19 protein-coding genes and 1 tRNA gene are annotated in these 23311 nt (G+C 57.9%); 13 read left to right on the top strand and 7 right to left on the bottom strand.

Annotated elements, in window-relative coordinates:
* Positions 1 to 6: 6 nt before the first annotated feature.
* From ACQUQP_RS09400 to ACQUQP_RS09390, 3 genes are all read right to left on the bottom strand, one after another.
* Positions 7 to 489 (bottom strand): DUF934 domain-containing protein, encoded by a 483-nt coding sequence (locus ACQUQP_RS09400; protein ID WP_432698536.1) that lies wholly within the window; start codon positions 487 to 489, stop codon positions 7 to 9.
* Positions 473 to 2131, bottom strand: a complete 1659-nt coding sequence (locus tag ACQUQP_RS09395; protein WP_432698535.1) for a nitrite/sulfite reductase — start codon at positions 2129 to 2131, stop codon at positions 473 to 475. The genes ACQUQP_RS09400 and ACQUQP_RS09395 overlap by 17 nt, the downstream gene beginning before the upstream one ends.
* A 74-nt stretch (positions 2132 to 2205) precedes the next feature.
* Positions 2206 to 2991, bottom strand: a complete 786-nt coding sequence (locus ACQUQP_RS09390; protein ID WP_432698534.1) for a sulfite exporter TauE/SafE family protein — start codon at positions 2989 to 2991, stop codon at positions 2206 to 2208.
* A gap of 288 nt (positions 2992 to 3279) precedes the next feature.
* Between ACQUQP_RS09390 and cysD the strand changes: the two genes are divergently transcribed.
* The 11 genes from cysD (at position 3280) to nth (ending at position 14882) form a co-directional block, all read left to right on the top strand.
* Entirely contained in the window at positions 3280 to 4197 is a 918-nt protein-coding gene (gene cysD, locus ACQUQP_RS09385) for a sulfate adenylyltransferase subunit CysD (RefSeq protein ID WP_432698533.1), read from the top strand.
* A 67-nt stretch (positions 4198 to 4264) separates the two neighbouring features.
* On the top strand, positions 4265 to 5956 hold the full coding sequence (cysN, locus tag ACQUQP_RS09380) for a sulfate adenylyltransferase subunit CysN (RefSeq protein ID WP_432698532.1): 1692 nt from the start codon (positions 4265 to 4267) through the stop codon (positions 5954 to 5956).
* Positions 5957 to 6150: 194 nt separating this feature from the next.
* Positions 6151 to 6732 carry an electron transport complex subunit RsxA gene (gene rsxA / locus ACQUQP_RS09375; protein WP_132287075.1) on the top strand — a complete coding sequence of 194 codons (582 nt, stop codon included), beginning with the start codon at positions 6151 to 6153 and terminating at the stop codon, positions 6730 to 6732.
* A 9-nt stretch (positions 6733 to 6741) separates the two neighbouring features.
* Positions 6742 to 7338, top strand: a complete 597-nt coding sequence (rsxB, locus tag ACQUQP_RS09370) for an electron transport complex subunit RsxB (RefSeq protein ID WP_432698531.1) — start codon at positions 6742 to 6744, stop codon at positions 7336 to 7338.
* Positions 7338 to 9674, top strand: a complete 2337-nt coding sequence (gene rsxC, locus ACQUQP_RS09365; RefSeq protein WP_432698530.1) for an electron transport complex subunit RsxC — start codon at positions 7338 to 7340, stop codon at positions 9672 to 9674. The genes rsxB and rsxC overlap by 1 nt, the downstream gene beginning before the upstream one ends.
* A gap of 24 nt (positions 9675 to 9698) precedes the next feature.
* Positions 9699 to 10757 (top strand): electron transport complex subunit RsxD, encoded by a 1059-nt coding sequence (gene rsxD, locus ACQUQP_RS09360; protein WP_432698529.1) that lies wholly within the window; start codon positions 9699 to 9701, stop codon positions 10755 to 10757.
* Positions 10754 to 11410, top strand: a complete 657-nt coding sequence (gene rsxG / locus ACQUQP_RS09355; RefSeq protein WP_432698528.1) for an electron transport complex subunit RsxG — start codon at positions 10754 to 10756, stop codon at positions 11408 to 11410. The genes rsxD and rsxG overlap by 4 nt, the downstream gene beginning before the upstream one ends.
* Positions 11407 to 12114, top strand: coding sequence for an electron transport complex subunit E (locus tag ACQUQP_RS09350; RefSeq protein WP_432698527.1), 708 nt, complete (start codon positions 11407 to 11409; stop codon positions 12112 to 12114). The genes rsxG and ACQUQP_RS09350 overlap by 4 nt, the downstream gene beginning before the upstream one ends.
* 135 nt (positions 12115 to 12249) lie before the next feature.
* Positions 12250 to 13257, top strand: coding sequence for a response regulator (locus tag ACQUQP_RS09345; protein ID WP_432698526.1), 1008 nt, complete (start codon positions 12250 to 12252; stop codon positions 13255 to 13257).
* Positions 13257 to 14219, top strand: a complete 963-nt coding sequence (locus ACQUQP_RS09340; protein ID WP_432698525.1) for a diguanylate cyclase — start codon at positions 13257 to 13259, stop codon at positions 14217 to 14219. The genes ACQUQP_RS09345 and ACQUQP_RS09340 overlap by 1 nt, the downstream gene beginning before the upstream one ends.
* Positions 14220 to 14243: 24 nt before the next feature.
* The gene (gene nth / locus ACQUQP_RS09335) at positions 14244 to 14882 is read left to right on the top strand and encodes an endonuclease III (protein WP_432698524.1); all 639 of its coding nucleotides are present in this window, start codon (positions 14244 to 14246) and stop codon (positions 14880 to 14882) included.
* Positions 14883 to 15493: 611 nt separating this feature from the next.
* On the opposite strand, the gene yfaE is transcribed toward nth, so the two are convergent.
* The 3 genes from yfaE to nrdA all read right to left on the bottom strand — a co-directional run bounded on the left by yfaE (position 15494) and on the right by nrdA (position 19255).
* A complete protein-coding gene (gene yfaE, locus ACQUQP_RS09330) occupies positions 15494 to 15760 on the bottom strand; it encodes a class I ribonucleotide reductase maintenance protein YfaE (protein ID WP_432698523.1) in 267 nt (88 codons plus the stop codon).
* Positions 15761 to 15772: 12 nt separating this feature from the next.
* Positions 15773 to 16903 (bottom strand): class Ia ribonucleoside-diphosphate reductase subunit beta, encoded by a 1131-nt coding sequence (nrdB, locus tag ACQUQP_RS09325; RefSeq protein ID WP_432698522.1) that lies wholly within the window; start codon positions 16901 to 16903, stop codon positions 15773 to 15775.
* 87 nt (positions 16904 to 16990) lie between these two features.
* The gene (gene nrdA / locus ACQUQP_RS09320; RefSeq protein ID WP_432698521.1) at positions 16991 to 19255 is read right to left on the bottom strand and encodes a class 1a ribonucleoside-diphosphate reductase subunit alpha; all 2265 of its coding nucleotides are present in this window, start codon (positions 19253 to 19255) and stop codon (positions 16991 to 16993) included.
* Positions 19256 to 19672: 417 nt separating this feature from the next.
* Between nrdA and ACQUQP_RS09315 the strand changes: the two genes are divergently transcribed.
* Positions 19673 to 19756 (top strand) — tRNA-Tyr (locus ACQUQP_RS09315).
* 372 nt (positions 19757 to 20128) lie between these two features.
* Here ACQUQP_RS09315 and ACQUQP_RS09310 read toward each other — a convergent pair.
* A complete protein-coding gene (locus tag ACQUQP_RS09310; RefSeq protein WP_432698520.1) occupies positions 20129 to 21112 on the bottom strand; it encodes a glucokinase in 984 nt (327 codons plus the stop codon).
* Positions 21113 to 21590: 478 nt separating this feature from the next.
* Here ACQUQP_RS09310 and pgi point away from each other — a divergent pair, with 478 nt between their 5' ends.
* Positions 21591 to 23270, top strand: a complete 1680-nt coding sequence (pgi, locus tag ACQUQP_RS09305) for a glucose-6-phosphate isomerase (RefSeq protein WP_432698519.1) — start codon at positions 21591 to 21593, stop codon at positions 23268 to 23270.
* Positions 23271 to 23311 lie beyond the last annotated feature (41 nt).

Genomic DNA, 23311 nt, shown 5'->3' with positions numbered 1-23311 from the left:
TTTCCGTTAACCCTGCAGGTAGATCGGGCGCGGATCGTCAGCACTACCCTGGTAGCGCACGCTGATCTCTTCGAACGCTTTCAGGAAGTCGTCGGAGTAGACCTCCTCACTGAACTGGTACGCGTTGAAACCGCAGCGCTCCATATAGCCAAGCTGGTCGCGGGCCGGCTGACCCACGGCGCGCAGCTCGCCCTTGAAGCCGGCACGGCGCAGGATGCGCGCCAGGGAGAAACCACGCCCGTCGCGGAACGCCGGGAACTCCACGGCGATCATCGGGAAGCTGTCCAGCTGCTCCAGCACCGGCGTCAGGTCGTCATCACCGTTTACGCGCACGGCGATCTCGCCGGCCTGAGCGGTCAGCGCATCCTTCTGTTCGAGGTAGAGCGCCAGCGGCACCAGCAGATCACCTTCTGCCGGCAGGTTTTCAGCCTCTTCAACCAGCTGCCAGCGGTCTTCGGCTACAGGTTTGCGATCAATGAGCAGCGGCATAGACTTTCTCCTTGAACGGGGCGACGCCCACGCGGCGAACGGTATCGACGAAACGCTCTTCTTCGGTGCGCACTTCGACGTAGGTTTCGAGAAGTTTCTTCAGTGTGTCGGCCACGTCGTCAGCGGCCACCGCCCTGCCAAGCACCTTGCCAAGCGCAGCGTCTTCACGGTCAGAACCACCGATGGTGATCTGGTACCAGTCTTCACCCTTCTTATCGACACCGAGAATACCGATGGCGCCGATGTGGTGATGACCGCAGGCGTTGATGCAGCCGGACATGTTCAGGCGGATCTCACCCAGATCGTAGAGGTAATCCAGGTCGTCGAACGCCCTGTTGATCTGTTCGGCGATGTTCAGGGTCTTGGCGTTGGCCAGACCACAGAAATCAAAGCCCGGGCAGACGATCATGTCGGTCAGGGTGTTGATATTCGGACGCGCCATGTTGTGCTCGGCCAGCTTCTGCCAGACGGCATAAAGATCAGCGTTTTTCACGTCCGCCAGCACCAGGTTCTGCTCGTGAGTAGAGCGTGCCTGACCAAAGGAGTACTGCTCGGCCAGATCAGCTACCACTTCGAGCTGCAGGTCGGTGATATCACCGGCCGGCTCCAGTTGCGGCTTCAGGGAAACGACAACAGCGGTATAACCCGGCACCTTATGGTTGTGGGTGTTACGCTCGTACCAGACACGGAAATCGTCGTCGCTGTCCAGCTTCTGCTGCAGGCTGGTGTCATTGGCAGCATCGGCATCGTAATCAAACGGCTGGAAGAAGCCTTTGACGCGCTCGATCTCGGCGTCGGTCAGTTCCAGCTCGCTGCAGCGGATGCTTTCCCACTCTGCTTCGACTTCGTCGCGGAACGCATCGATACCCATGGCTTCGACGAGGATCTTGATACGTGCCTTGTACTTGTTATCGCGGCGCCCTTTCAGGTTGTACACGCGCAGGATCGCTTCCAGGTAGGAGAGCAGGTCCTTTTTCTCGATAAACGGACGGATCTGCTTGCCGATCACCGGGGTACGACCCAGGCCACCACCGACCAGCACTTCGAAGCCGATCTCTCCGGCATCGTTCTTCACCAGGTGTAGACCGATATCGTGAACCTGGGAGGCGGCACGGTCTTTCGGGCTGCCGGTTACGGCGATCTTGAACTTACGCGGCAGGTAGGCAAATTCCGGATGCAGGGTGGACCACTGGCGGATAATCTCACACCAGGGACGCGGATCTTCCAGCTCATCCGGCGTTACGCCGGCAAACTGATCCGTGGTGGTATTACGGATACAGTTACCGGAGGTCTGAATGGCGTGCATCTGCACTTCAGCCAGCTCCGCCAGAATATCGGGCACCTCTTCCAGCTTCGGCCAGTTGAACTGGATGTTGGTACGGGTCGTGAAGTGACCGTAGCCCTTGTCGTATTTGCGAGCGATATGGCCCAACTTGCGCAGCTGCGGCGAAGAGATCAGGCCATAAGGGATGGCAACACGCAGCATCGGCGCGTGACGCTGGATATACAGGCCATTCATCAGGCGTACGGCAAGGAATTCGTCGTCGGAGAGTTCGCCAGCGAGGAAACGCCGGGTCTGATCGCGAAACTGCTCGACCCTCTCGTCGACTATCTTCTGATCGACTTCGTTATAAATGTACATTTTTGGCTACCTTCAACCGGGAGCGACCCCGGGTTCACTTGAGGTTTTCTTTTATAAAAGAGTTCAATCGACTATCAGGCCGAGATCACGAATCTCAGCCCGATCGCCATCAGCAACGATCCCATTATGGGCTGCATCAGGCGGGGTGACAGGCGGACACCGAAATGACTGCCAACAAACACACCGGGCAGAGAGCCGGCCAGCAGGTACAGCAGCAGTTCCAGGTCGACACCACCCAACTGGTAGTGACCGGCACCGGCCACCGAGGTCAGCACCACCGCATGAACCAGATCCGTGCCCACGATGGCAGGCATTGTCATGCGCGGGTAAAGCACGATCAACAGCGCGGTACCCAGTGCTCCGGCACCTACGGATGACAGCGTCACCAGGGCACCCAGGACAAACCCGGTCACCACGGTAATAGCCGGACGCCAGCGACGCACCGACAGGGTCAACGCATTATCTTCAAGGGACGCTGCAAAGTTACGAATTCGGGCGCGCAGAAACACGGCGATCGACGTGAGCACCAGCGAGACGCCCAGCGTCAGGTTCATCAGATACTCGATCTGCTCCAGCCCATCCAGACCTTCAAGATAGCTCAGGGTGAACAGACTGCCCGGAATCGACCCGGCCAGCAGAAAGCCGACGATCTTCCACTGTACCAGCTGGTTACGCGCGTAGGAGATCACACCGCCACATTTGGTGATCGCCGCATAAAGCAGGTCGGTACTGACCGCCACAAACGGCGGTATGCCGAAGACGACGATCAGGATCGGCGTCATCAGAGCGCCACCACCGATGCCGGTAAGGCCGACGACAACGCCCACAAACAACCCTGCAAATATGTACGCGAACTCCATTACGGGCGCCCTGCTCCTGGGAATTTATTTCAGACGGCCATGTTAGCGGCAACAGTATATAACACAAAATAATTAATGATAATTTTGTTATTCCCATTAGTTACAAAGCAGCAGATACCACCAGAGCGCCGACTTATAACCTATTAGCATGGAAAAATTTCCATTTATTCTTTTTGATTTTATATCGACTCAGCGATAATCTCGCCCAACAATCGCTGACAGCGCCGCCCGGGTGCTTACCAGCAACGTTTTACTCATCGAACCCGAAACAGTTTTGAAGAGCGAATGATGAACCAGTTACCGGAACACCGTTTGACCCATCTGAAACAGCTGGAAGCAGAGAGCATCCACATCATCCGAGAAGTGGCGGCGGAGTTTGATAACCCGGTAATGCTCTACTCCATCGGCAAGGACAGCTCGGTGATGCTGCACCTGGCGCGCAAAGCGTTCTACCCCGGCACACCGCCGTTCCCGCTGATGCACGTGGACACCACCTGGAAGTTCAAGGAGATGATCCAGTTCCGTGACAAGATGGCTGAAGAAGCCGGCATGGACCTGATCGTGCACGTCAACCAGGAAGGCGTCGACATGGGCGTGGGCCCGTTCACCCACGGCTCCGCCAAACATACCGACATCATGAAGACCCAGTCCCTGAAGCAGGCGCTGAACAAGTACAAGTTCGACGCAGCCTTCGGTGGCGCCCGTCGTGATGAAGAGAAGTCCCGCGCCAAGGAGCGTGTATTCTCCTTCCGCGACAGCAATCACCGCTGGGATCCGAAAAACCAGCGCCCGGAACTGTGGAACATCTATAACACCCGCGTCGACAAGGGCGAGAGCATCCGTGTCTTCCCGCTGTCCAACTGGACCGAGCTGGATATCTGGCAGTACATCTACCTGGAGAGCATCCCCATCGTACCGCTGTACTACTCCGCTGTACGTCCGGTGGTAGAGCGTGACGGCATGCAGATCATGGTCGACGATGACCGCCTGCCGCTGAACGATGGCGAAGTGCCGAAGATGAAATCGATCCGTTTCCGTACCCTCGGCTGCTACCCGCTCACCGGTGCCGTCGAGTCCGAAGCCGACACCCTGCCTGAGATTATTCAGGAGATGCTGCTGACCACCACGTCGGAGCGCCAGGGCCGCGCCATCGACCATGACAGCGCCGGCTCCATGGAGCAGAAAAAGATCGAGGGCTACTTCTGATCCCCAACCCGGGTTGATCGAAGTACACCAATCTCCAGCTACAGATTTCGAACGAGTAAATATTGTTATGAGCCACCAATCTGAACTGATCGCCGACGATATCGAAGCGTACCTGCACCAGCACGAGAACAAGGAGCTGCTGCGCTTCCTTACCTGCGGCAGCGTTGACGACGGCAAGTCCACCCTGATCGGCCGCCTGCTGCACGACTCCAAGATGATCTACGAAGATCAGCTGGCCGCGATCCAGTCCGACAGCAAGAAAGTCGGCACCACCGGCGAAGAGATCGACCTGGCGCTGCTGGTCGACGGCCTGCAGGCGGAGCGTGAGCAGGGCATCACCATCGACGTGGCCTACCGCTATTTCTCCACCGCCAAGCGCAAGTTCATCATCGCCGATACCCCGGGACACGAGCAGTACACCCGTAACATGGCCACCGGCGCCTCCACCTGCGACCTGGCGATCATTCTGATCGACGCCCGTCACGGCGTTCAGGTTCAGACCCGCCGCCACAGCTTTATCGTCTCGCTGCTGGGTATCAAGCACACCATCGTTGCCATCAACAAGATGGACCTGGTGGACTTCAGCGAAGAGCGTTACGAAGAGATCAAACGTGACTACCTGGCGTTTGCCGAGCAGCTGAACCTGCCGGACATCCAGTTCGCACCGATCTCGGCGCTCAAGGGTGACAACGTGGTCAACCGCTCCGAGAGCACGCCCTGGTTTGACGGCGAGCCGCTGATGACCCAGCTGGAAAACGTTGAGATCGCCAAGGAGTTCAACAAGCAGGCGCTGCGCTTCCCGGTTCAGTACGTTAACCGTCCCAACCTGAACTTCCGTGGCTACTGCGGTACCCTGACTTCCGGCATCGTGCGCCCGGGAGACGAGATCACCGTACTGCCGTCCGGCAAGACCAGCCGGGTCAAGTCGATCGTCACCTTCGATGGCGAACTGGACGAGGCGTTCCCGCCCATGTCCGTAACGCTGACCCTGGAAGACGAGATCGACGTGTCCCGCGGCGACCTGATCGTCAACGCCCACAGCGTGCCTGACGCCACCCGTCGCTTTGACGCCAACCTGGTCTGGATGACCGAACAGGAGCTGGTACCGGGCCGCAGCTACGATATCAAGCTGGCTACCTCCCGTACCGCCGGCAGCATCACCGCCATCCGTCACCGTATCGACGTCAACACACTGGAGCACTCCCCGGCCGCTACGCTGGGTCTTAACGAGATCGCCCGTGTCGAGATCAACGTTGAACGGGAACTGGTCGCGGATGACTACCAGAGCCACGCCGGCACCGGCTCCTTTATCATCGTTGACCGTCTCAGCAACGCCACCGTCGCCGCCGGCATGATCATCGGTGATTCCCTGGCCCTGGAGGACGACTCCATCTACGCCGCGTCAGCCGTCTCCGCAGACGATCGCGCACGTCGTTTTGGCCAGAAAGCAGCGGTTGTCAGCATCGACGCCGGTGAAAACACCCTGGCCCTGCTCTACACCCTGGAGAAACGCCTGTTCGAACGCGGCCGCATGCCGCTTGTCGTTGAGGCCGGCAACCAGCCCGCGGGCAGCGACCTGGCAGCAACCGCGACCCTGCTTGAGCAGAACGGATTTATCGTGTTGACCCCGGCTAACGTGGACAACGCCTTCCGTGTCGCCTACACCGGTAACGTAGCGCTGCAGCTTGATGCCAACGCCAATATCGCCAACCAGGTCGAAACCCTGACTCAGGCCCTGGCCCAGGCGGAATTGATCTAACCGCGGTAGCGGAGACAGAGACACCCGACCCGCCCGAAGGGCGCGGGTGCTCTGCCAGACCGGTAATGCAGAACCGGTGTCCAGGCCCGATGTATCGTGCACTGTACACCGGTTTCTCCAATTCAGGTAAAATCACGGGCTTCTGATTTTTTTCGGCGGCCCCGTGCCGCCATCACAAGGTAACGACAGTCGTTATGACAGACTTCCTGCTCATACTGATCAGCACCGTTCTGGTCAACAACTTCGTCCTCGTCCAGTTTCTCGGACTCTGCCCGTTTATGGGTGTGTCCAACAAGCTGGAAACGGCGATGGGCATGTCGTTGGCCACCACCTTCGTACTGACCCTGTCATCGGTTTGCAGCTATCTGGTCTACACCTATCTGCTCAAGCCGTTCGATCTGACTTTCCTGCAGACGATCTCCTTTATCCTGGTGATCGCCGTGGTGGTCCAGTTCACCGAAATGGTGGTGCACAAAACCAGCCCGCTGCTCTACAAGCTGCTGGGTATCTTCCTGCCGCTGATCACCACCAACTGTGCGGTACTCGGTGTGGCACTGCTCAACATCAAGAAGCAGAACGACTTCTTCGAATCGATCGCTTACGGTTTCGGCGCGGCTGTGGGTTTCTCCCTGGCACTGGTGCTGTTTTCCGCGATCCGCGAGCGCGTGGCCGTGGCTGATGTCCCGGTGCCGTTTCGTGGCGCGGCGATCGGCATGGTCACCGCCGGCCTGATGTCGCTGGCGTTTATGGGCTTCACCGGTCTGGTACGGTTCTAAGGAGTAATCATGGGTACCGTACTGACAGCTATTATTGTCCTGTTAATACTCGCCGTGGTGTTTGGCGCCCTGCTCGGCTACGCCTCGGTGCGCTTCAAGGTTGAGGGTAACCCCATCGTCGACCAGATCGACGCCATCCTGCCGCAGACCCAGTGCGGTCAGTGCGGCTATCCGGGTTGCCGCCCCTACGCCGAAGCGATCGCCAACGGCGACGCGATCAACAAATGCCCGCCGGGCGGCCAGAGCACCATCGAGGCACTGGCCGACCTGCTCGACGTGGAGGCGGTGCCTCTGGATTCCGAGCACGGTGAGGAAAAACCGAAATCCGTTGCCTTCATCCGCGAAGACGAGTGCATCGGCTGCACCAAGTGCATCCAGGCCTGCCCGGTGGATGCGATTCTTGGCGCCGCCAAGCAGATGCACACCGTTATCACCAGCGAATGTACCGGCTGCGACCTCTGCGTCGAGCCCTGCCCGGTTGACTGTATCGACATGATCCCGATTGAAACCACGCCGAATACCTGGAAATGGCCGGAACCGCCGAGCCCCATGGACCTGATCGCCACCGACCGTGGCCGCGGCCTGGCCGCTTCGGAGGCGCATTAATGTCGAAGGTATTTAGCTTTCATGGCGGCATCCATCCGCCTGAAAACAAAAAGCAGTCCACCCGTGCGCCGATCGGCAAGGCACCACTGCCGGCACAGCTGGTAATACCGATGCAGCAGCATATCGGTGGCCCGGCAGACCCGCTCGTCAGCGTTGGCGACCTGGTACTCAAGGGACAGCTGATCGCAGAACCCATAGGTCGCATCAGCGCCGCCGTGCACGCGCCCACCTCCGGCAAGGTGGTGGATATCGCGCACTACCCGATCCCCCATGCCTCCGGCCTCAGCGGCGACTGCATCGTGATCGAACCGGACGGCGAGGAGCGCTGGGTCGAACACCAGGGCATCGCCGATTACAAGGCGATTGAACGCACCGAGCTGATTGAACATATCCGCCGCAGCGGCATCTCGGGGCTTGGCGGTGCCGGCTTCCCCACCGACGTGAAGCTACATCTGAGCGAAGACCATATCGTCAACACCCTGATCATCAATGCGGCGGAGTGCGAACCCTATATCACCGCTGACGATATGCTGATGCGCGAGCGGCCCCACGAGATCATCGGCGGCATCGAGGTGATCGCGCATCTGCTGCGTCCGAGCCACATCCTCATCGGTATCGAGGACAACAAGCCCAACGCGATCCATGCGCTGCAAGCGGCGGTCAAGCACTGCGGCCTGAACATCGACATTGTCGTGGTACCAACCAAGTACCCGTCGGGCGGCGAGCGCCAGTTGATCAAGCTGCTCACCGATATCGAAGTACCGGCCGGCAGAATCCCGGCGGATATCGGTATCGTCTGCCAGAACGTCGGTACAACGGCCGCCGTCTATAAAGCCGTGCACAAGGGCGAGCCGCTGATCTCCCGTATCGTCACCGTCACCGGCGATGCCGTACAGCACCCGAAAAACCTGGAGGTGCTGCTTGGCACCCCGTTCAGCAGCCTGCTGGAAGCCTGCGACCTGCGCCCCGGAGCGCTGTCGCGGCTGGTAATGGGCGGACCGATGATGGGTGTCACCGTCGATAACGACCGCATCCCGGTCATCAAAACGACCAACTGCCTGATCGCCGCCACCGCACAGGAAATGCCGCCAGCGCCGCCGGCCCAGGCCTGCATCCGCTGCGGCATGTGTGAACAGGCCTGCCCCGCCGACCTGCTGCCCCAGCAGCTTTACTGGTTCGCCAAGGGGCGCGAGTTCGACAAGGCCAGTCACCACAACCTGTTTGACTGCATCGAGTGCGGCGCCTGCGCCTACGTCTGCCCGAGCAACATCCCGCTGGTGCAGTACTACCGGTTCGCCAAGTCGGAGATCCGCACCGAGCAGCGCGAACAGCAGAAAGCAGACCACGCCCGTGAGCGCTTTGAAGCCCGCCAGGCCCGACTTGATCGGGAAGCCGCCGAGAAGGAAGCCAAGCGCAAGGCACGGGCTGCCGAAGCGGCCAGAGCCCAGGAGGCACGCAAGGCCGCGGCCAGCAAGCCCGCCGAGGGCAAAGCCGAAGCCGCCGCCCCCGATATCAAGCAGCTGAAAACCGCGGCTGCCGTGGCGCGCACCAAGCTGAAAAAGGCACAAAAAGCTTACGACGAAGCCGCCGCTGGCAACGGCGAAAACCTGGCCGAACTGGAGCAGGCACTCACCGATGCCCGCAGCAAGGCGGAAGCCGCAGAAAAAGCCCTGGATGCCGGTGCCCCGGCGCCCAGCGAAGGCGGTGATGACAGCGCCCTGAAACAGCTCAAGGTCGCCTCCGCCGTGGCCCGCACCAAGCTGAAAAAGGCGCAGGACGCACTGAAGAGCGCGGAGGACAAGGGACTGGACGGCATCGACAAGCTGCGCGCTACTGTCGAGACGCTGGAGAAAAAGGCCGAGGAGGCCCAGCAGGCGTTCGAGGCAGCGCAGAAAACTGACAAGCCATCTGATACCAGCGCCAAACCGGAGGCCGCAGCTGCAGAGCCCCAGCTCGACGCCAAGGCGCTGAAACAGCAGGTATCGATCATGCGTACCAAGCTGAAGAAGGCCGAAACTGCGCTGGAGACCGCCGAGTCTGACGACCAGCGAGCGCAACTTCAGACAGAGGTCGACGAACTGAAAAAACGGTTCGACGAGGCCACCGAGGCGTTCAACAAGGTGGAAAAAGCCAAGATGGACGCCGCCGCCCAGGCCGGTATCGACCTGAAGCAGCTGCGTATCGATGCGGCGATGGCCAAGGCCGCCATCACCAAGGGCGAGCGCGCACTGAAAAAGGCCGAAGCCGACGCGGAGCGCGAGCAGATCGAACAGGAGCTGGTCGCTGCGAAAGCCAAATCGGACGAGCTGCACAAGACACTGAGCCAGTATGACTAACTTCTGCCACAGGAATGTTGACCGATGGCACTGATACACCTGAGTTCGCCCCACGTATCCAAAGCCAACAGCACCGCCAATGTGATGCGTCTGGTGCTGCTGGCCACCCTGCCCGGCATCCTGGCGATGACGGTGTTTTTCGGCTGGGGCACGCTGATCCAGATCATCCTCGCCTCGGTACTGGCGCTCGCTTTCGAGGCTGCCATGCTGAAGCTGCGCAAGCGCCCGCTGGGCTTCTTCCTGTCCGATGGCAGCGCCCTGGTCACCGCCGTGCTGATCGCCGTGGCGATTCCGCCGTTCTCGGCCTGGTGGGTTACCGCCACCGGTGTGTTCTTTGCCATCGTTATCGCCAAGCAGCTCTATGGCGGGCTGGGAAACAACCCGTTCAACCCGGCCATGGTCGCCTACGCCCTGCTGCTGGTCTCCTTCCCGGTGGAGATGACCCGCTGGACTGCACCGATCACCCAGGCGGGTGAAGGCTGGCATGTTGCAGGCTTCCTGGACACCCTGCAGGTCATTTTCGGCAGCGTGGAGCAGCAGTGGTACGACTCCTTTACCGGTGCCACCCCGCTTGACGTGCTCAAGCACCGCGCGGGCCTGACCACCGAAGAGCTCTGGCGCCAGTCCGACGTACTGATGAACGGCGTCGCCGCCTGGTACGCGATCAGCGCGGCCTGGTTCATGGGTGGCATCTTCCTGCTGTCACGCAAGATCTTCACCTGGCACGCACCGCTGTCGATGCTGATCGCCCTGTTCCTGATGGCAAGCATGTTCTACGGCTTCGACCCGGACAATTACGTCAGCCCCATCGTTCATCTGGGTGTAGGTGCCACCATGCTGGGTGCGTTCTTCATCGTCACCGACCCGGTATCGTCGGCCACCAGCAACCGCGGCAAGATCATCTATGGCGCGCTGATCGGCGTCCTGATCTACATCATCCGCACCTGGGGCAACTATCCGGACGCAGTGGCCTTCTCGGTACTGTTGCTTAACCTCTGCGCGCCGTTTATCGATCAGTACACCCAGCCACGCACCTACGGCCACAAACGCGCCAATCGCGGCGTGAAAGGAAAGAACCAATGATGACAGAGATGTTTGCCGCCCTTCGTCGCAGCACTCTGGGGATCGGCGTATTCGCCGTGGTCACCGCCGGCGTTATTGCCGTAACCCAGGTCGCCACCAGTGCGCGCATCGCCGAGAACATCGAGAAAGCCGAAGCGAAAGCACTGTACGAGATCGTGCCGCGCTCCGTGGATAACGAACTGCACGAACACCGCATCCGCTTCGACGCGCCGGAGCTGGATCTGAGCGCACCCAGGGTCGCCTGGCAGGCAATTGTCGATGGCCAGGTGCAGACCGTGATTATGCCGGTGGTCGCGCCGGACGGTTACAGCGGCGACATTCACCTGCTGGTAGGGATCAACCGCGATGACACCGTCGCCGGTGTGCGCGTGCTGTCACACAAGGAGACTCCGGGGCTTGGTGACAAGATCGAGCCGTCGAAATCCAGCTGGCTGCAAGGCTTTGTCGGCAAGACCCAGAGCGGTCCTGGCGATGACAGCTGGGCGGTTGCAAAGGATGGCGGCCAGTTCGACCAGTTTACCGGCGCCACCATCACACCGCGGGCCGTGGTCAACGCCACCGGGCGCGCCATACAGTATTTCCGTGCTCACAGGGCACGACTGCTCACACCGGCCACCGATTCCGCCGGCCAAGAAGGGAGCAACGCATCATGAGCGTCGATTATCGCAAAATCACGTTGAATGGCCTCTGGCACAACAACCCCGCACTGGTACAGCTGCTCGGACTCTGCCCGCTGCTGGCGGTCACCAGTTCAGTAGTCAACGCCATCGGCCTGGGCGTAGCCAGCACGCTGGTTCTGACCAGCTCCAACCTCACCGTTTCCCTGTTTCGCCGCCTGGTTCCGGAAACCGTGCGCCTGCCGATTTTCGTCATGATTATCGCCTCGTTCGTCACCGCCATCGAACTGTTGATGCAGGCGTTCACCTACGAGCTCTACCTGATCCTGGGTATCTTTATTCCGCTGATCGTTACCAACTGCGTGATCATGGGCCGCGCCGATGCCTTTGCTGCCAAGAACCCGGTTTCGGCTTCGGTTGTGGACGGCTTCATGATGAGCACCGGTTTCACCGCGGTACTGGTATTGCTGGGCGGAATCCGCGAGGTACTGGGCACCGGCGCAATTTTCGCCAATATGCACCTGCTGTTTGGTGAAAGTGCACGCTCCTGGACGCTCACCCTGGCGGAGAACTACGACGGCTTCCTGTTTGCCATCCTGCCCCCCGGTGCCTTCGTGGGCCTTGGCCTGCTCATCGCTTTGAAAAACGTGATCGATGCACGACTGGAGAAGCGCCGGAAGCCAGCCGCGAAACCAGAAAGCAGCGAACCCGGCACCAAGCGCGTACGCGTCACCGGCTAACAGTTGACCCTTGAGTGATAATCGACTCAAATACTTAACAGCTAGCGTAGCGTCTCGGAAAAGCCACGCTTTCTGAGCTATCAATGGGGCGCTGTGTGATCTGATTTCAGATCTTCCACACTTTGAGGAGTTCCGGTGAGCGCCCCCATTCCCGTCGTAATCTGTGATGATTCCCCGCTGGCGCGTAAACAGATGATACGCGCGCTGTCGCCCTGGAACCTGGACATCACCCAGGTCTCCCATGGACTTGAAGCGCTTGAGGCGGTCCGTGCCGGCAAGGGCCACCTGCTGTTTCTCGATCTGAACATGCCGATCATGGACGGCTACCAGTGTCTCGAACGTATCCGCTCTCAAGACCTGCCCGGCCTGGTGGTGGTGGTCTCCGGCGATATACAGGAAGAAGCCCGAAAAAGGGTCATGGCCCTCGGCGCCATCGGTTTCATCCGCAAGCCGATCAACACCCAAAACCTGCATGACGCCCTGGCCGCCTACGGCATACTGAATGAGCTGGAAGAGCTCCCGGAAGAGACAGAGACCCGGCCGGCCAACCTCTCCGGCGAGACGCTGGCGCTGCAGGATTACTACCAGGAGCTTTCAAATGTCGCCATGGGTCAGGCCGCCGAGAAACTGGCCCGACTCCAGGGTGCATTCATTGAGATTCCGGTGCCACGGGTGAGACTGATCGATGGCGAGGAGATCGCTGAGATGCTCGACGATCTGCGCATCGACAGCAGGCGCACGGAAACGCTGTGCCAGGGCTTCCTCGGCCCCGGTATTGCGGGCGAGGCGATCCTGACATTCGACCGGCACAGTCTTGAAGACATGTCCCGGCTGATGCAGGTCAACGAGGAGCCCACACCTTCACTGAGACGTGAAATGCTGATGAGTGTCGCCAATGTGCTGATCAGCGCCTACCTGGTATCACTCGGCGATCAACTGGACGTACGCTTCAGCCAGAGCCCGCCGGTCATTCTCGGCACACACTATCACATGCCATCGGCCGCTCACCTGAAAGAGGTCAGGACTTCACTGTCCATCGAGGTCGGTTACCGGCTGGAAGGTTACGACATCAGCAGCAAACTCCTCTTACTCTTCACCGAAGACTCGCTGCAGACACTCAACGAACGGACCCGGTATCTCTAATGAGTGACAAGCCAAAGACCATCAGTATCGACGAATTTCACTGGCACATCGGCTTGCTGAAAAACCTGCACGAAGGCCTGGTGGTCATCGACAAAAACTACCGCATTCAGCTCTGGAACGACTTCATGGCCAACCACTCAGGCCATACAGCGAGCGAGGTACTGGATCAGCCGCTGTTCTCGCTTTTTCCGGAGCTACCCGAGCAGTGGCTCAGACGCAAGATGCAGATGGTGTTCACTCTGCGCAACCGGGCCTTCATCACCTGGCAGGAACGCCCCCGCCTGTTTAACTTCAAAGCCGATCGCCCCTTCAGTGGCGAATCGAAACTGATGCATCAGAACCTGACCCTGATACCGCTAACCTCGCCCAATGGGCAGGTCGAGCACCTGGGGCTCATCATCGACGATATGACCGATGCCGCCACCAGCCATCTTCAACTTGCACAGGCCAACCGCGAACTTCAGGTACTGAGCCGCACCGACAGCCTCACAGGGCTCAATAACCGCGGCTACTGGGAAGAGTGTCTTGAGCACGAGTACAACCGCTTCCTGCGCAGCGAACAGCCCTGCTGCCTCGTCATGCTCGATATCGACCACTTCAAAACGATCAACGATACCTACGGACACCCCGCCGGCGACAAAGCCATACGCGCCCTCTCCGAGCTGATCAGGCGCCATATCCGCAACACAGACATAGCCGGTCGTTACGGTGGCGAAGAGTTCGGCATCCTGCTGCCCGACACTAGGGACACCCAGGCAGAAGTGCTCGCGGAACGCCTGCGGCTGGCCGTGCAGGGGCTGGAGATCACACACCGAGATCATCAGAGTTTTGTCTTCACCGTGAGCCTTGGCATTGCCCAGGCGACCCTTGACGACTCGGATCACGATCACTGGCTGCGCCGGGCAGACCAGGCGCTCTACCAGTCCAAACTGCAGGGACGTGACCGGACCACCCTGCTCTAACCTTTTGCAGACCAGACGCTATTAATGAACGCCGAGAAACGCTACCAGATCTTCTCCCGCCTCAGGGAGGCGAACCCCAACCCGACAACGGAATTAAACTACAGCACCCCGTTTGAGTTATTGGTTGCCGTCACCCTGTCAGCACAGGCCACCGATGTGGCCGTCAACAAGGCCACCGACAAGCTCTTCCCCGTTGCCAACACCCCTCAGGCGATACTCGATCTTGGTCTCGACGGCCTGAAGTCCTATATCAAGACAATCGGTTTGTATAACAGCAAGGCCGAGAACGTTATCAAGACCTGCCGAATACTGCTGGATGAACACAATGGCGAAGTACCCGAAACCCGGGAAGCGCTGGAAAAACTGCCAGGCGTGGGACGCAAAACCGCCAACGTGGTATTGAACACGGCATTTGGGCAGCCCACGATGGCCGTGGATACACATATCTTCCGCGTATCCAACCGCACCCGCATCGCGCCGGGAAAAACCGTTCTGGAAGTGGAAAAGAAGCTGCTGCGCTTCGTGCCGAAGGAGTTTTTACACGACGCTCATCACTGGCTGATCCTGCACGGACGTTATGTGTGCACTGCACGCAAACCACGCTGTGGAGCCTGCACTATAGAGGATCTCTGTGAGTTCAAAGAGAAGAGTGAATACGTGTGAAAGAGGCCGAGTTATACCCAGTTTCTGTGGATAAAACTGTGCATATACACTTACAAAACGGCTAGAGAATGCGTACTTACTGGGCTTGAGACAAACTGGATTCTAATTAGACAGATGCTGTTAACTAGTTGTTTTTAATACATAAGAACTAAAAAAAAGGTAAAAATCAAGTATTGACACGAAGATGTGCAGCAAAAAAATCACCGCGGTGGATAAAACGACCACCGCACTAAAGCAGACCTCAAGCATCACCAACAAAGTGCACGCCACAACCCAGTGACCCAACACCGCCACATGACGCACAATAAGGGCAGTGTTAAGGCGCCATTTCGGGGTTACCAGTGCACAGCTTTGGCGCTCTACTCTTACAGCACCACGCCAGAGCGACCTGCCCTCTCCACATCGAGCATTCGAGAAACAGACCGATGCCGACCAGGGTTCGGCTTTCACTTTGCAGCATTGCAGACTGAGTCGGACCGGCGCCACCAGGAAAAGCGATCACCCGGCGCCGCAGAGCAGCGTTGCTACAGCGCATGGAAAGGAAAGGAAAGTGAGCCAGCAACGCCTCCAGAACCCTTGTCAGGTGAAGGCGCGGGGTAAGCCTGCCCGACTCAGGAGTCGGGCATCTCTATTTCGATATGCGTTACCGGGCGGCAACAGCAGGTAAGAATTTCATCATCGGCCAGGTCAACCAGGTTGTCCTGAACTTCCTCGACCTCTCCATCGATCAACCGCACCTTGCAGCAACCACAATAGCCACCACGACAGTTGTAGGGCGCCGGAATCTCCTGAGCCTCCAGCGCATCCAGTAGCGAGAACTCGTACTGGTAAAAGAAGGTATGGTAATTGTTGACCTTTATTCGCGGGATACCAGACATGAGCCCAGCCTTTTAGAGATCAAAGCCATCAAAATCATCGGAGTCGACATCGTTGTCGATCTGCCCCACCAGGTAAGAGCTGATCTCCGCTTCCTGCGGCGCCACCTGGACGTTATCACTGATCAGCCAGGCGTTCATCCAGGGCAGCGGGTTCTGACGCGACTCAAAGATCTCATCCAGCCCCAGCGCCTTCATACGTACGTTGGTGATGTACTCAACGTAATCGCTCAAAATACGCGCATTCAGACCGATCATCGAGCCTTCACTGAACAGGTACTCCGCCCAGTCTTTCTCCTGCTGCGCCGCCTCCTTGAAGATGCGGTAAACCTCTGGCTTGCACTCTTCAGCAATCTGCTTGAAGTCAGGGTCATCGCTGCCTGACTTCATCAGGTTCAGGATATGCTGGGTGCCGGTCAGATGCAGCGCCTCATCCCGTGCAATCAGACGGATGATTTTCGCATTACCTTCCATGATTGCGCGCTCGGCAAAGGCAAAGGAGCAGGCGAAACTGACGTAGAAACGGATCGCCTCCAGCACATTCACCGACACCATGGTCAAGTAGAGCGCGCGCTTGAGGTTATACAGCGAGGTATCCACCTTGCGGCCGTCAACGTCGTGTACGCCTTCACCGTGAACGGTGTAAAGGTTTGTCAGCTCAATCAGTTCGTCGTAGAGCTTAGTCACCGACTCCGCACGGCGGATGATCTCGTCGTTAGTCACGATCTCGTCAAACACCGAGGACGGCTCGTTGACGATGTTACGGATGATATGGGTGTAGGAGCGGCTGTGAATCGTTTCACTGAACGCCCAGGTCTCGAACCAGGTTTCAAGCTCAGGCAGCGACACGATCGGCAGGAAGGCTACGTTGGGCGAGCGTCCCTGTACGGAATCCAGCAGGGTCTGATACTTGAGGTTACTCAGAAAGATATGCTGCTCATGCTCAGGCATTTTCTGGAAGTCCTTGCGGTCGGTGCTCAGATCGACCTCTTCCGGACGCCAGAAGAATGACAGCTGCTTCTCGATCAGCTTTTCGAAAATCGGGTATTTCTGCTTGTCGTAACGGGCAACGTTTACGCTACGACCAAAAAACATCGGCTCACGAGTGGCATCGTGATCGCTATGACTGAAAGTTGAGTAGGCCATTCAATCTATCCTGAAGAGCAACAGCAAAATGGCTCCTCCCGCGGCGCGGGAGGAGATAAACAGGTTTAACTATCGAAAGAAGCGGCGTTACAGCTTGCAGGCACCGCCTTCACAGCCCATGTCATCGTGCGAGTCCTTCGCGCCATCACGGGTGTTGTGGTAGTAGAGGGTCTTCACGCCGTACTTGTACGCGGTCAGCAGATCTTTCAGCAGCTGCTTCATCGGCACCTTCTCGCCCGCGAACTTGGTCGGGTCGTAGTTGGTGTTGGCCGAGATCGACTGATCCACAAACTTCTGCATGATGCCGACCAGCTGCAGATAACCATCGTTGCTCGGAATCGACCAGAGCAGCTCGTAATCATCTCTCAGCTTGAGGTATTCCGGCACAACCTGCTTCATGACGCCGTCCTTGCTGGACTTGACCGAAACAAACCCACGCGGCGGTTCGATGCCGTTGGTGGAGTTGGTGATCTGCGACGAGGTCTCACAGGGCATCAGCGCGGTCAGAGTGCTGTTACGCAGGCCAAACTCGCGGATATCTTCACGCAGCGTTTCCCAGAAGTAGTGCAGCGGCTCTTCGCAGAAATCATCGACATCACGCTTGTAGGTGTCGATCGGCAGCAGACCCTGGGCATAGGTGGTCTCGTTGAATTTCGGGCACGGACCCTTCTCTTTTGCCAGCTGGTTGGACGCTTTGAGCAGGTAGTACTGGATCGCCTCGAAGGTGCGGTGCACCAGACCGTTGGCGGAGCCATCGGAATAACGCACCCCATGCTTGGCCAGGTAGTAAGCGAAGTTGGTAACGCCAACACCCAGCGTACGGCGGTTCATGGTGGCGTTATAAGCCGCCGGTACCGGGTAGTCCTGGTAATCCAGCAGGCTGTCCAGCGCACGCACGATCAGGTCGGAGAGGTTTTCCAGCTCATCCAGGTTTTCCAGTGCGCCCAGGTTGAAGGCGGACAGAGTGCAGAGCGCAATCTCACCTTCCGCATCGTTAACGTCCTTCAGCGGCTTGGTGGGCAGCGCGATCTCCAGGCAGAGGTTGGACTGCTTCACCGGTGCCACTTTCGGGTCGAACGGGCTGTGGGTGTTGCAGTGGTCCACGTTCTGCACGTAGATACGACCGGTAGAGGCACGCTCGGAGGCCATCAGACCAAACAGCTCGACCGCCTTGATGCTCTTCTTGCGGATGCTCGGGTCCTGCTCGTACTGAACGTACAGACGCTCGAACTCTTCCTGGTCGGCAAAGAACGCATCGTACAGACCCGGCACATCGTGCGGGCTGAACAGCGTGATGCTCTCACCCTTGATCAGACGGGTGTACATCAGTTTGTTGATCTGCACGCCGTAGTCGATATGGCGAACACGGTTCTCTTCAACACCACGGTTGTTCTTAAGCACCAGCAGGGATTCAACCTCCAGGTGCCAGATCGGGTAGAACAGGGTTGCCGCACCACCACGAACACCGCCCTGGGAGCAGGACTTAACCGCGGTCTGGAAGTGCTTGTAGAACGGGATACAGCCGGTATGGAAAGCTTCACCGTTACGGATCGGGCTGCCCAGTGCGCGGATACGGCCGGCATTGATACCTATCCCGGCACGCTGGGACACATACTTCACGATCGCCGCAGCGGTGGCGTTGATGGAATCCAGGCTGTCGTCAGTCTCGATCAGTACGCAGGAGCTGAACTGACGGGTCGGCGTACGCACACCGGCCATGATCGGGGTCGGCAGAGACAGCTTGAACAGCGAGGTCGCGTCGTAGAAGCGCTTGACGTAATCAAGACGGGACTCTTTGTCGTAACCGGAGAACAGGCAGGCAGCGACCAGCATATAGAGCAGCTGCGGACTTTCGAATACATCACCGCTGACACGGTTCTGCACCAGGTACTTGCCTTCCAGCTGTTTTACCGCCGCGTAGCTGAAGTTCATGTCACGGCTGTGGTCGAGGTAAGTGTTAAGCTCATCGAGCTCTTCACGCGTGTAATCGGTCAGCAGATGCTGGTCGTAGCGCTTATCCTCCACCAGCTTGACCACGTGGTCATACAGGTGCGGCGGTTCAAAGGTACCGAAAGCGCGCTTACGCAGATGGAAGATCGCCAGGCGTGCAGCCAGGTACTGATAGTCCGGAGCTTCTTCCGAGATCAGGTCAGCCGCTGACTTGATCAGCGTCTCATGAATATCTGAGGTCTTGATACCATCGTAAAACTGCAGATGGGCCTTGAGCTCAACCTGAGAAACCGAAACGTTTTCCAACCCTTCGGCGGCCCAGATGATTACCCGGTGAATCTTCTCAAGATCGATCGATTCACGCCGCCCGTCACGTTTGGTTACCATCAGATCTTGCTGCATCTAGCCTACCCTTAAATTACAAATTAGAAGCGTGAAGAATAGCTGCGGGAACCAGTTCCATGCCGATCCCTCAGCAGATTTTTTGTGATCTTTGGTACAGATATTGCGGCGTGTTAACTATTGGTTAAAAAAGCGCCAAAACACAATATCTAGTACTACATCTGAGTATGGGCACTAAATATAGTGCGGATAGTGTTTATTTCAAGAGTTGAAATCATCGGCCTTTGTCGTTCTTGGAACAGGCAAATCGGCGACAGCCCAAGTGTTACAGGGCTTTGAAAGCAGCGCAGGATACAGAAGATTTTTTTTCATTCCAGTACGATTTTTTGCGCACATCACGCATATCAAAAAATTCGCAAAATCATCGCCCCAAGCCCTTTACAGACCCGCCGAGCCACACTACTATACGCGCCCTCTGGTGAGGTTCCCGAGTGGCCAAAGGGATCAGACTGTAAATCTGACGCGCAAGCTTCGGTGGTTCGAATCCACCCCTCACCACCACCAGATTCCACAACAAAGCCTCGCCTCACCGCGGGGCTTTGTTGTTTCTGCACCAATCCAAGGGTGGATGAGAACCGCCGAAGGTGGTTCGAGCCGCCGCCCAATCCCATTCAGTCGTAAATCAGACTTGACGCATCGGGTAGATAACCTGAAATGGGTAACAGCATGACAACCTCCAACGATCTGCTGTATTACGGGTGACAAGCTGAAGACGCGGCGAATCTCATCACCGCGTAAAAAGACGGAAATACCTTTTCGGCATCCCCGAAAACCACGTCCCCGGTGCGCCGGACTCCGTGATCACATCACATTCGCCGGCCTCCAGGACGAGCCAGGGGCAGGAACCCAACTGCGAGAGAGTAGGGTTTTTGATCAGATAGCCTGGCGCTGCAGCGCTGCCGAGGCACCAAGCAACCCAGGCTGCTCGGCGATTACCACCTGCGTCGGAATCGCCGCCATATAAGGCTGAAAACGCCCTTTGGCCTCGAAACGCTCACGGAAGCGACTGTTTGCAAAGCGCTCCAGCATACGGGGAATAATGCCACCGGTGATATAAACACCGCCCTGGGCCCCCAGGGTCAAGGCGGTATTTCCTGCAACGCTGCCGAGGACCGCGCAGAACAGGTCCAGCGTCTCGCTGCAAAGACTATCCCCCTGCTCCAGTGCGCGGGCACTGATCTGTGCGGGCGTCAGAGGTTCAGCACTGCCACCGCGGATCTCCGACAGAGCCTGATGCAGATTGGTAAGCCCCATACCCGAGAGCAGGCGCTCCACCGATACATGACCGTGACTGCGCCAAAGGAACCTAAGCACCTCCATCTCCAGCTCATCGCAGGGTGCGAAATCCACATGACCGCCCTCCGTCACCAGCGCAACAGGCCCCCCTCCATTGCGGACAAGGCCAGCTGCGCCAAGCCCAGTGCCGGGACCGATCAAAGCAATGGGATAGCCGTCCAGCGCCTCACCACCACCGACCGGGAACAACTCGTGCGGCTTCAAATGCGGTGCTGCATACGCCTGGGCGGCATAATCATTGATCACCTGCAACCGTCTCAAGCCAAGCTCAGGCTGCAGTTTGCTGCGGGAGAAACACCAGCCGTTGTTGGTCATACTGATCAGATCACCGCTCGTGGGGCAGGCGATCGCGAGACAGGCCTCAAGCGGCATCCGCTCAGCGCCGATGCCGGTCTGCCCGAGATAGGTATGAATAGCCGCATCGATCGTATCGAAATCGTCGACAGACAGCGTCAGCTGCTGCTCTGGCTGTAACTGCCCCGGTGCTACTAGTGCAAAACGCGCGTTGGTACCGCCGATATCGGCCACTAAGCCGTAGCGATCACTCAGTCCGGAACTCATCGTTAACTCCTCACTAAAAGCACGGCCGGCAGAAAACAACCTCCGCACCCGCGCGACTCGGGTCTGGGGCGGCGATTACAGGTAATGAAGTTACCTAACGTTATACAGAATACCTATTACTGCAGAGCCATTCGGCCGGGGATCGCTGTACGCCTCAAGAAAACCTGCCGGAAAGCCAGTAACATCCGATCGCCCAACCTAAAATTTGTTTTTATTACTTACATTTTAATCTAATTCTACAAACCTAAACAAACAAACAATGTTCTTTTACTACATCGATGTTAGTCTAGCCCTCGACGATCCCGAACTGGAGGAGCTGTGGAAAGGCATAAGCAACTGACCGCCTCGCTTTCGGCAGCACCCGCCAAAACTGATATCAGCGACGAAGCCGAGCGACATCTTCCATCTGTACACCAAGGCTATAACCCTGAAGAACCTGCGCCTCGTCACTTCTAAACGAACAATAAGAGACCGAAGCATGTATCAGCTAAGCTCATCAGTCACCTGGAAGAAACTCCAGACCCTGGCAGACAAAACCCAGGATGACCGCATTGCCGACTACTTCACCAGCGATCCCAACCGATTCGACAAGATGAGCCTGCGCCTGGGCGAGTTGTTTCTCGACTACTCCAAGAACAAGGTCAGTGACGAGGTACTGAAGACGCTGATCGCTCTGGCCGAGCACTCGCCACTGCGTCAACGTCGGGCTCAGATGTTCTCGGGAGACATCATCAACATCACCGAGAAACGCCCGGTCTTGCATACCGCACTGCGTAACCGGGGCGACGAGCCGGTGGTGGTAAACGGCAAGGATGTGATGCCCGATATCCGCGCCGGTCTGAAAAAGCTTGAAGCGTTCAGCCACAAGGTACGTAGCGGCGAGTGGAAAGGCTTTAGCGGCAAACGCATTCGCCATGTGGTTAATATCGGCATCGGCGGGTCTGACCTGGGTCCGAACATGGTGTGCCGTGCCCTGCTCAACGACAAACATCCCGAGCTGAGCTTCCACTTCATCTCCAACGTGGACGGCCAGCACATCAAAAAGGTATTGAGCGACCTGAACCCGGAAACCACCCTGTTTATCGTCTCCACCAAGACCTTCTCCACCCAGGAAACCCTACTCAACGCCAAAACCGCACGCCGCTGGTTCCATGAAAAAACCAGTGCACAAACCGACATGAGCCAGCACTTTGTCGCGGTCTCGACCAACCAGAACGCGGCCATGAAGTTTGGCATCAGCCGCGAAAACATCTTCGAGTTCTGGGCCTGGGTAGGCGGGCGCTACTCGCTCTGGTCCACCATCGGCCTGCCGATCGCACTGAGCATCGGTTACGACCGCTTTATCGAATTGCTCGAAGGCGCCTATGAGATGGATCGCCACTTTGTCGAAGCACCGCTGGAGCAGAATATGCCGGTGCTGATGGCATTGATCGGCATCTGGTATATCAATTTTCTCGGCGCCGAGACTCAGGCGATCATCCCCTACGACCAAGCACTGCACCAGCTACCGTCCTTTCTGCAGCAGCTGGATATGGAGAGTAACGGCAAGTCGGTAGACATCGACGGTCACCCGGTGGATTTCGCCACAGGTCCTATTGTCTGGGGACAGACCGGCTCCAATGGCCAGCACGCCTTCTTTCAGCTGCTACACCAGGGAACCCGTTTCGTGCCGATCGATTTCATCGCCTCACTGGCGCCGGACGAGAAGACCGAAGAGCATCACTTTGCCCTGCTGACCAACATGCTGGCCCAGGCCAACGCCTTTATGAACGGCGACCAGAAAAGCGGCATACTCGACTTCGCCAGCTGTCCGGGTAACCGCCCCAGCAACATTCTGCTGCTGGAAAGTCTGAGTCCGCGCAACCTGGGGGCGCTAATCGCACTCTACGAACACAAGGTTTTCGTGCAGGGCGCCATCTGGAATATCAACTCCTTCGACCAGTGGGGTGTGCAGCTCGGCAAGCGCCTGGCCACCGAAATCAGTCGCAATATCGAGCTGAAAAGCTCCGACTACGACCCATCCACCCAGGGACTGATGGATATCGTGCGCGAGCATATGCACAGCAAGAATACCGCGCAGCAGCCAACTTCTGCTGCGAAGGCAAAAAAGAGCGCCAAGTTAGAAGCAGCACCAACGACAGGGAATAAAGAGCCATAACAACCCAGTAGTCCGTTATACAGACGTATGGACTGGCTACC

It is taken from the genome of Marinobacterium sp. YM272, from assembly GCF_050908845.1.
In the GTDB taxonomy this organism is placed as follows: domain Bacteria; phylum Pseudomonadota; class Gammaproteobacteria; order Pseudomonadales; family Balneatricaceae; genus Marinobacterium_D.
The sequence above is the reverse complement of the archived record's forward strand: the minus strand, read 5'-3'. Positions and strand labels throughout refer to the sequence as shown.

Excerpts from the sequence above, each read along its gene's own strand:
- ACQUQP_RS09400 (WP_432698536.1), bottom strand. The coding sequence starts at position 489 with ATGCCGCTGCTCATTGATCGCAAACCTGTAGCCGAAGACCGCTGGCAG.
- ACQUQP_RS09395 (WP_432698535.1), bottom strand. The coding sequence starts at position 2,131 with ATGTACATTTATAACGAAGTCGATCAGAAGATAGTCGACGAGAGGGTC.
- ACQUQP_RS09390 (WP_432698534.1), bottom strand. The coding sequence starts at position 2,991 with ATGGAGTTCGCGTACATATTTGCAGGGTTGTTTGTGGGCGTTGTCGTC.
- cysD (WP_432698533.1), top strand. The coding sequence starts at position 3,280 with ATGAACCAGTTACCGGAACACCGTTTGACCCATCTGAAACAGCTGGAA.
- cysN (WP_432698532.1), top strand. The coding sequence starts at position 4,265 with ATGAGCCACCAATCTGAACTGATCGCCGACGATATCGAAGCGTACCTG.
- rsxA (WP_132287075.1), top strand. The coding sequence starts at position 6,151 with ATGACAGACTTCCTGCTCATACTGATCAGCACCGTTCTGGTCAACAAC.
- rsxB (WP_432698531.1), top strand. The coding sequence starts at position 6,742 with ATGGGTACCGTACTGACAGCTATTATTGTCCTGTTAATACTCGCCGTG.
- rsxC (WP_432698530.1), top strand. The coding sequence starts at position 7,338 with ATGTCGAAGGTATTTAGCTTTCATGGCGGCATCCATCCGCCTGAAAAC.
- rsxD (WP_432698529.1), top strand. The coding sequence starts at position 9,699 with ATGGCACTGATACACCTGAGTTCGCCCCACGTATCCAAAGCCAACAGC.
- rsxG (WP_432698528.1), top strand. The coding sequence starts at position 10,754 with ATGATGACAGAGATGTTTGCCGCCCTTCGTCGCAGCACTCTGGGGATC.
- ACQUQP_RS09350 (WP_432698527.1), top strand. The coding sequence starts at position 11,407 with ATGAGCGTCGATTATCGCAAAATCACGTTGAATGGCCTCTGGCACAAC.
- ACQUQP_RS09340 (WP_432698525.1), top strand. The coding sequence starts at position 13,257 with ATGAGTGACAAGCCAAAGACCATCAGTATCGACGAATTTCACTGGCAC.
- nth (WP_432698524.1), top strand. The coding sequence starts at position 14,244 with ATGAACGCCGAGAAACGCTACCAGATCTTCTCCCGCCTCAGGGAGGCG.
- yfaE (WP_432698523.1), bottom strand. The coding sequence starts at position 15,760 with ATGTCTGGTATCCCGCGAATAAAGGTCAACAATTACCATACCTTCTTT.
- nrdB (WP_432698522.1), bottom strand. The coding sequence starts at position 16,903 with ATGGCCTACTCAACTTTCAGTCATAGCGATCACGATGCCACTCGTGAG.
- nrdA (WP_432698521.1), bottom strand. The coding sequence starts at position 19,255 with ATGCAGCAAGATCTGATGGTAACCAAACGTGACGGGCGGCGTGAATCG.
- ACQUQP_RS09310 (WP_432698520.1), bottom strand. The coding sequence starts at position 21,112 with ATGAGTTCCGGACTGAGTGATCGCTACGGCTTAGTGGCCGATATCGGC.
- pgi (WP_432698519.1), top strand. The coding sequence starts at position 21,591 with ATGTATCAGCTAAGCTCATCAGTCACCTGGAAGAAACTCCAGACCCTG.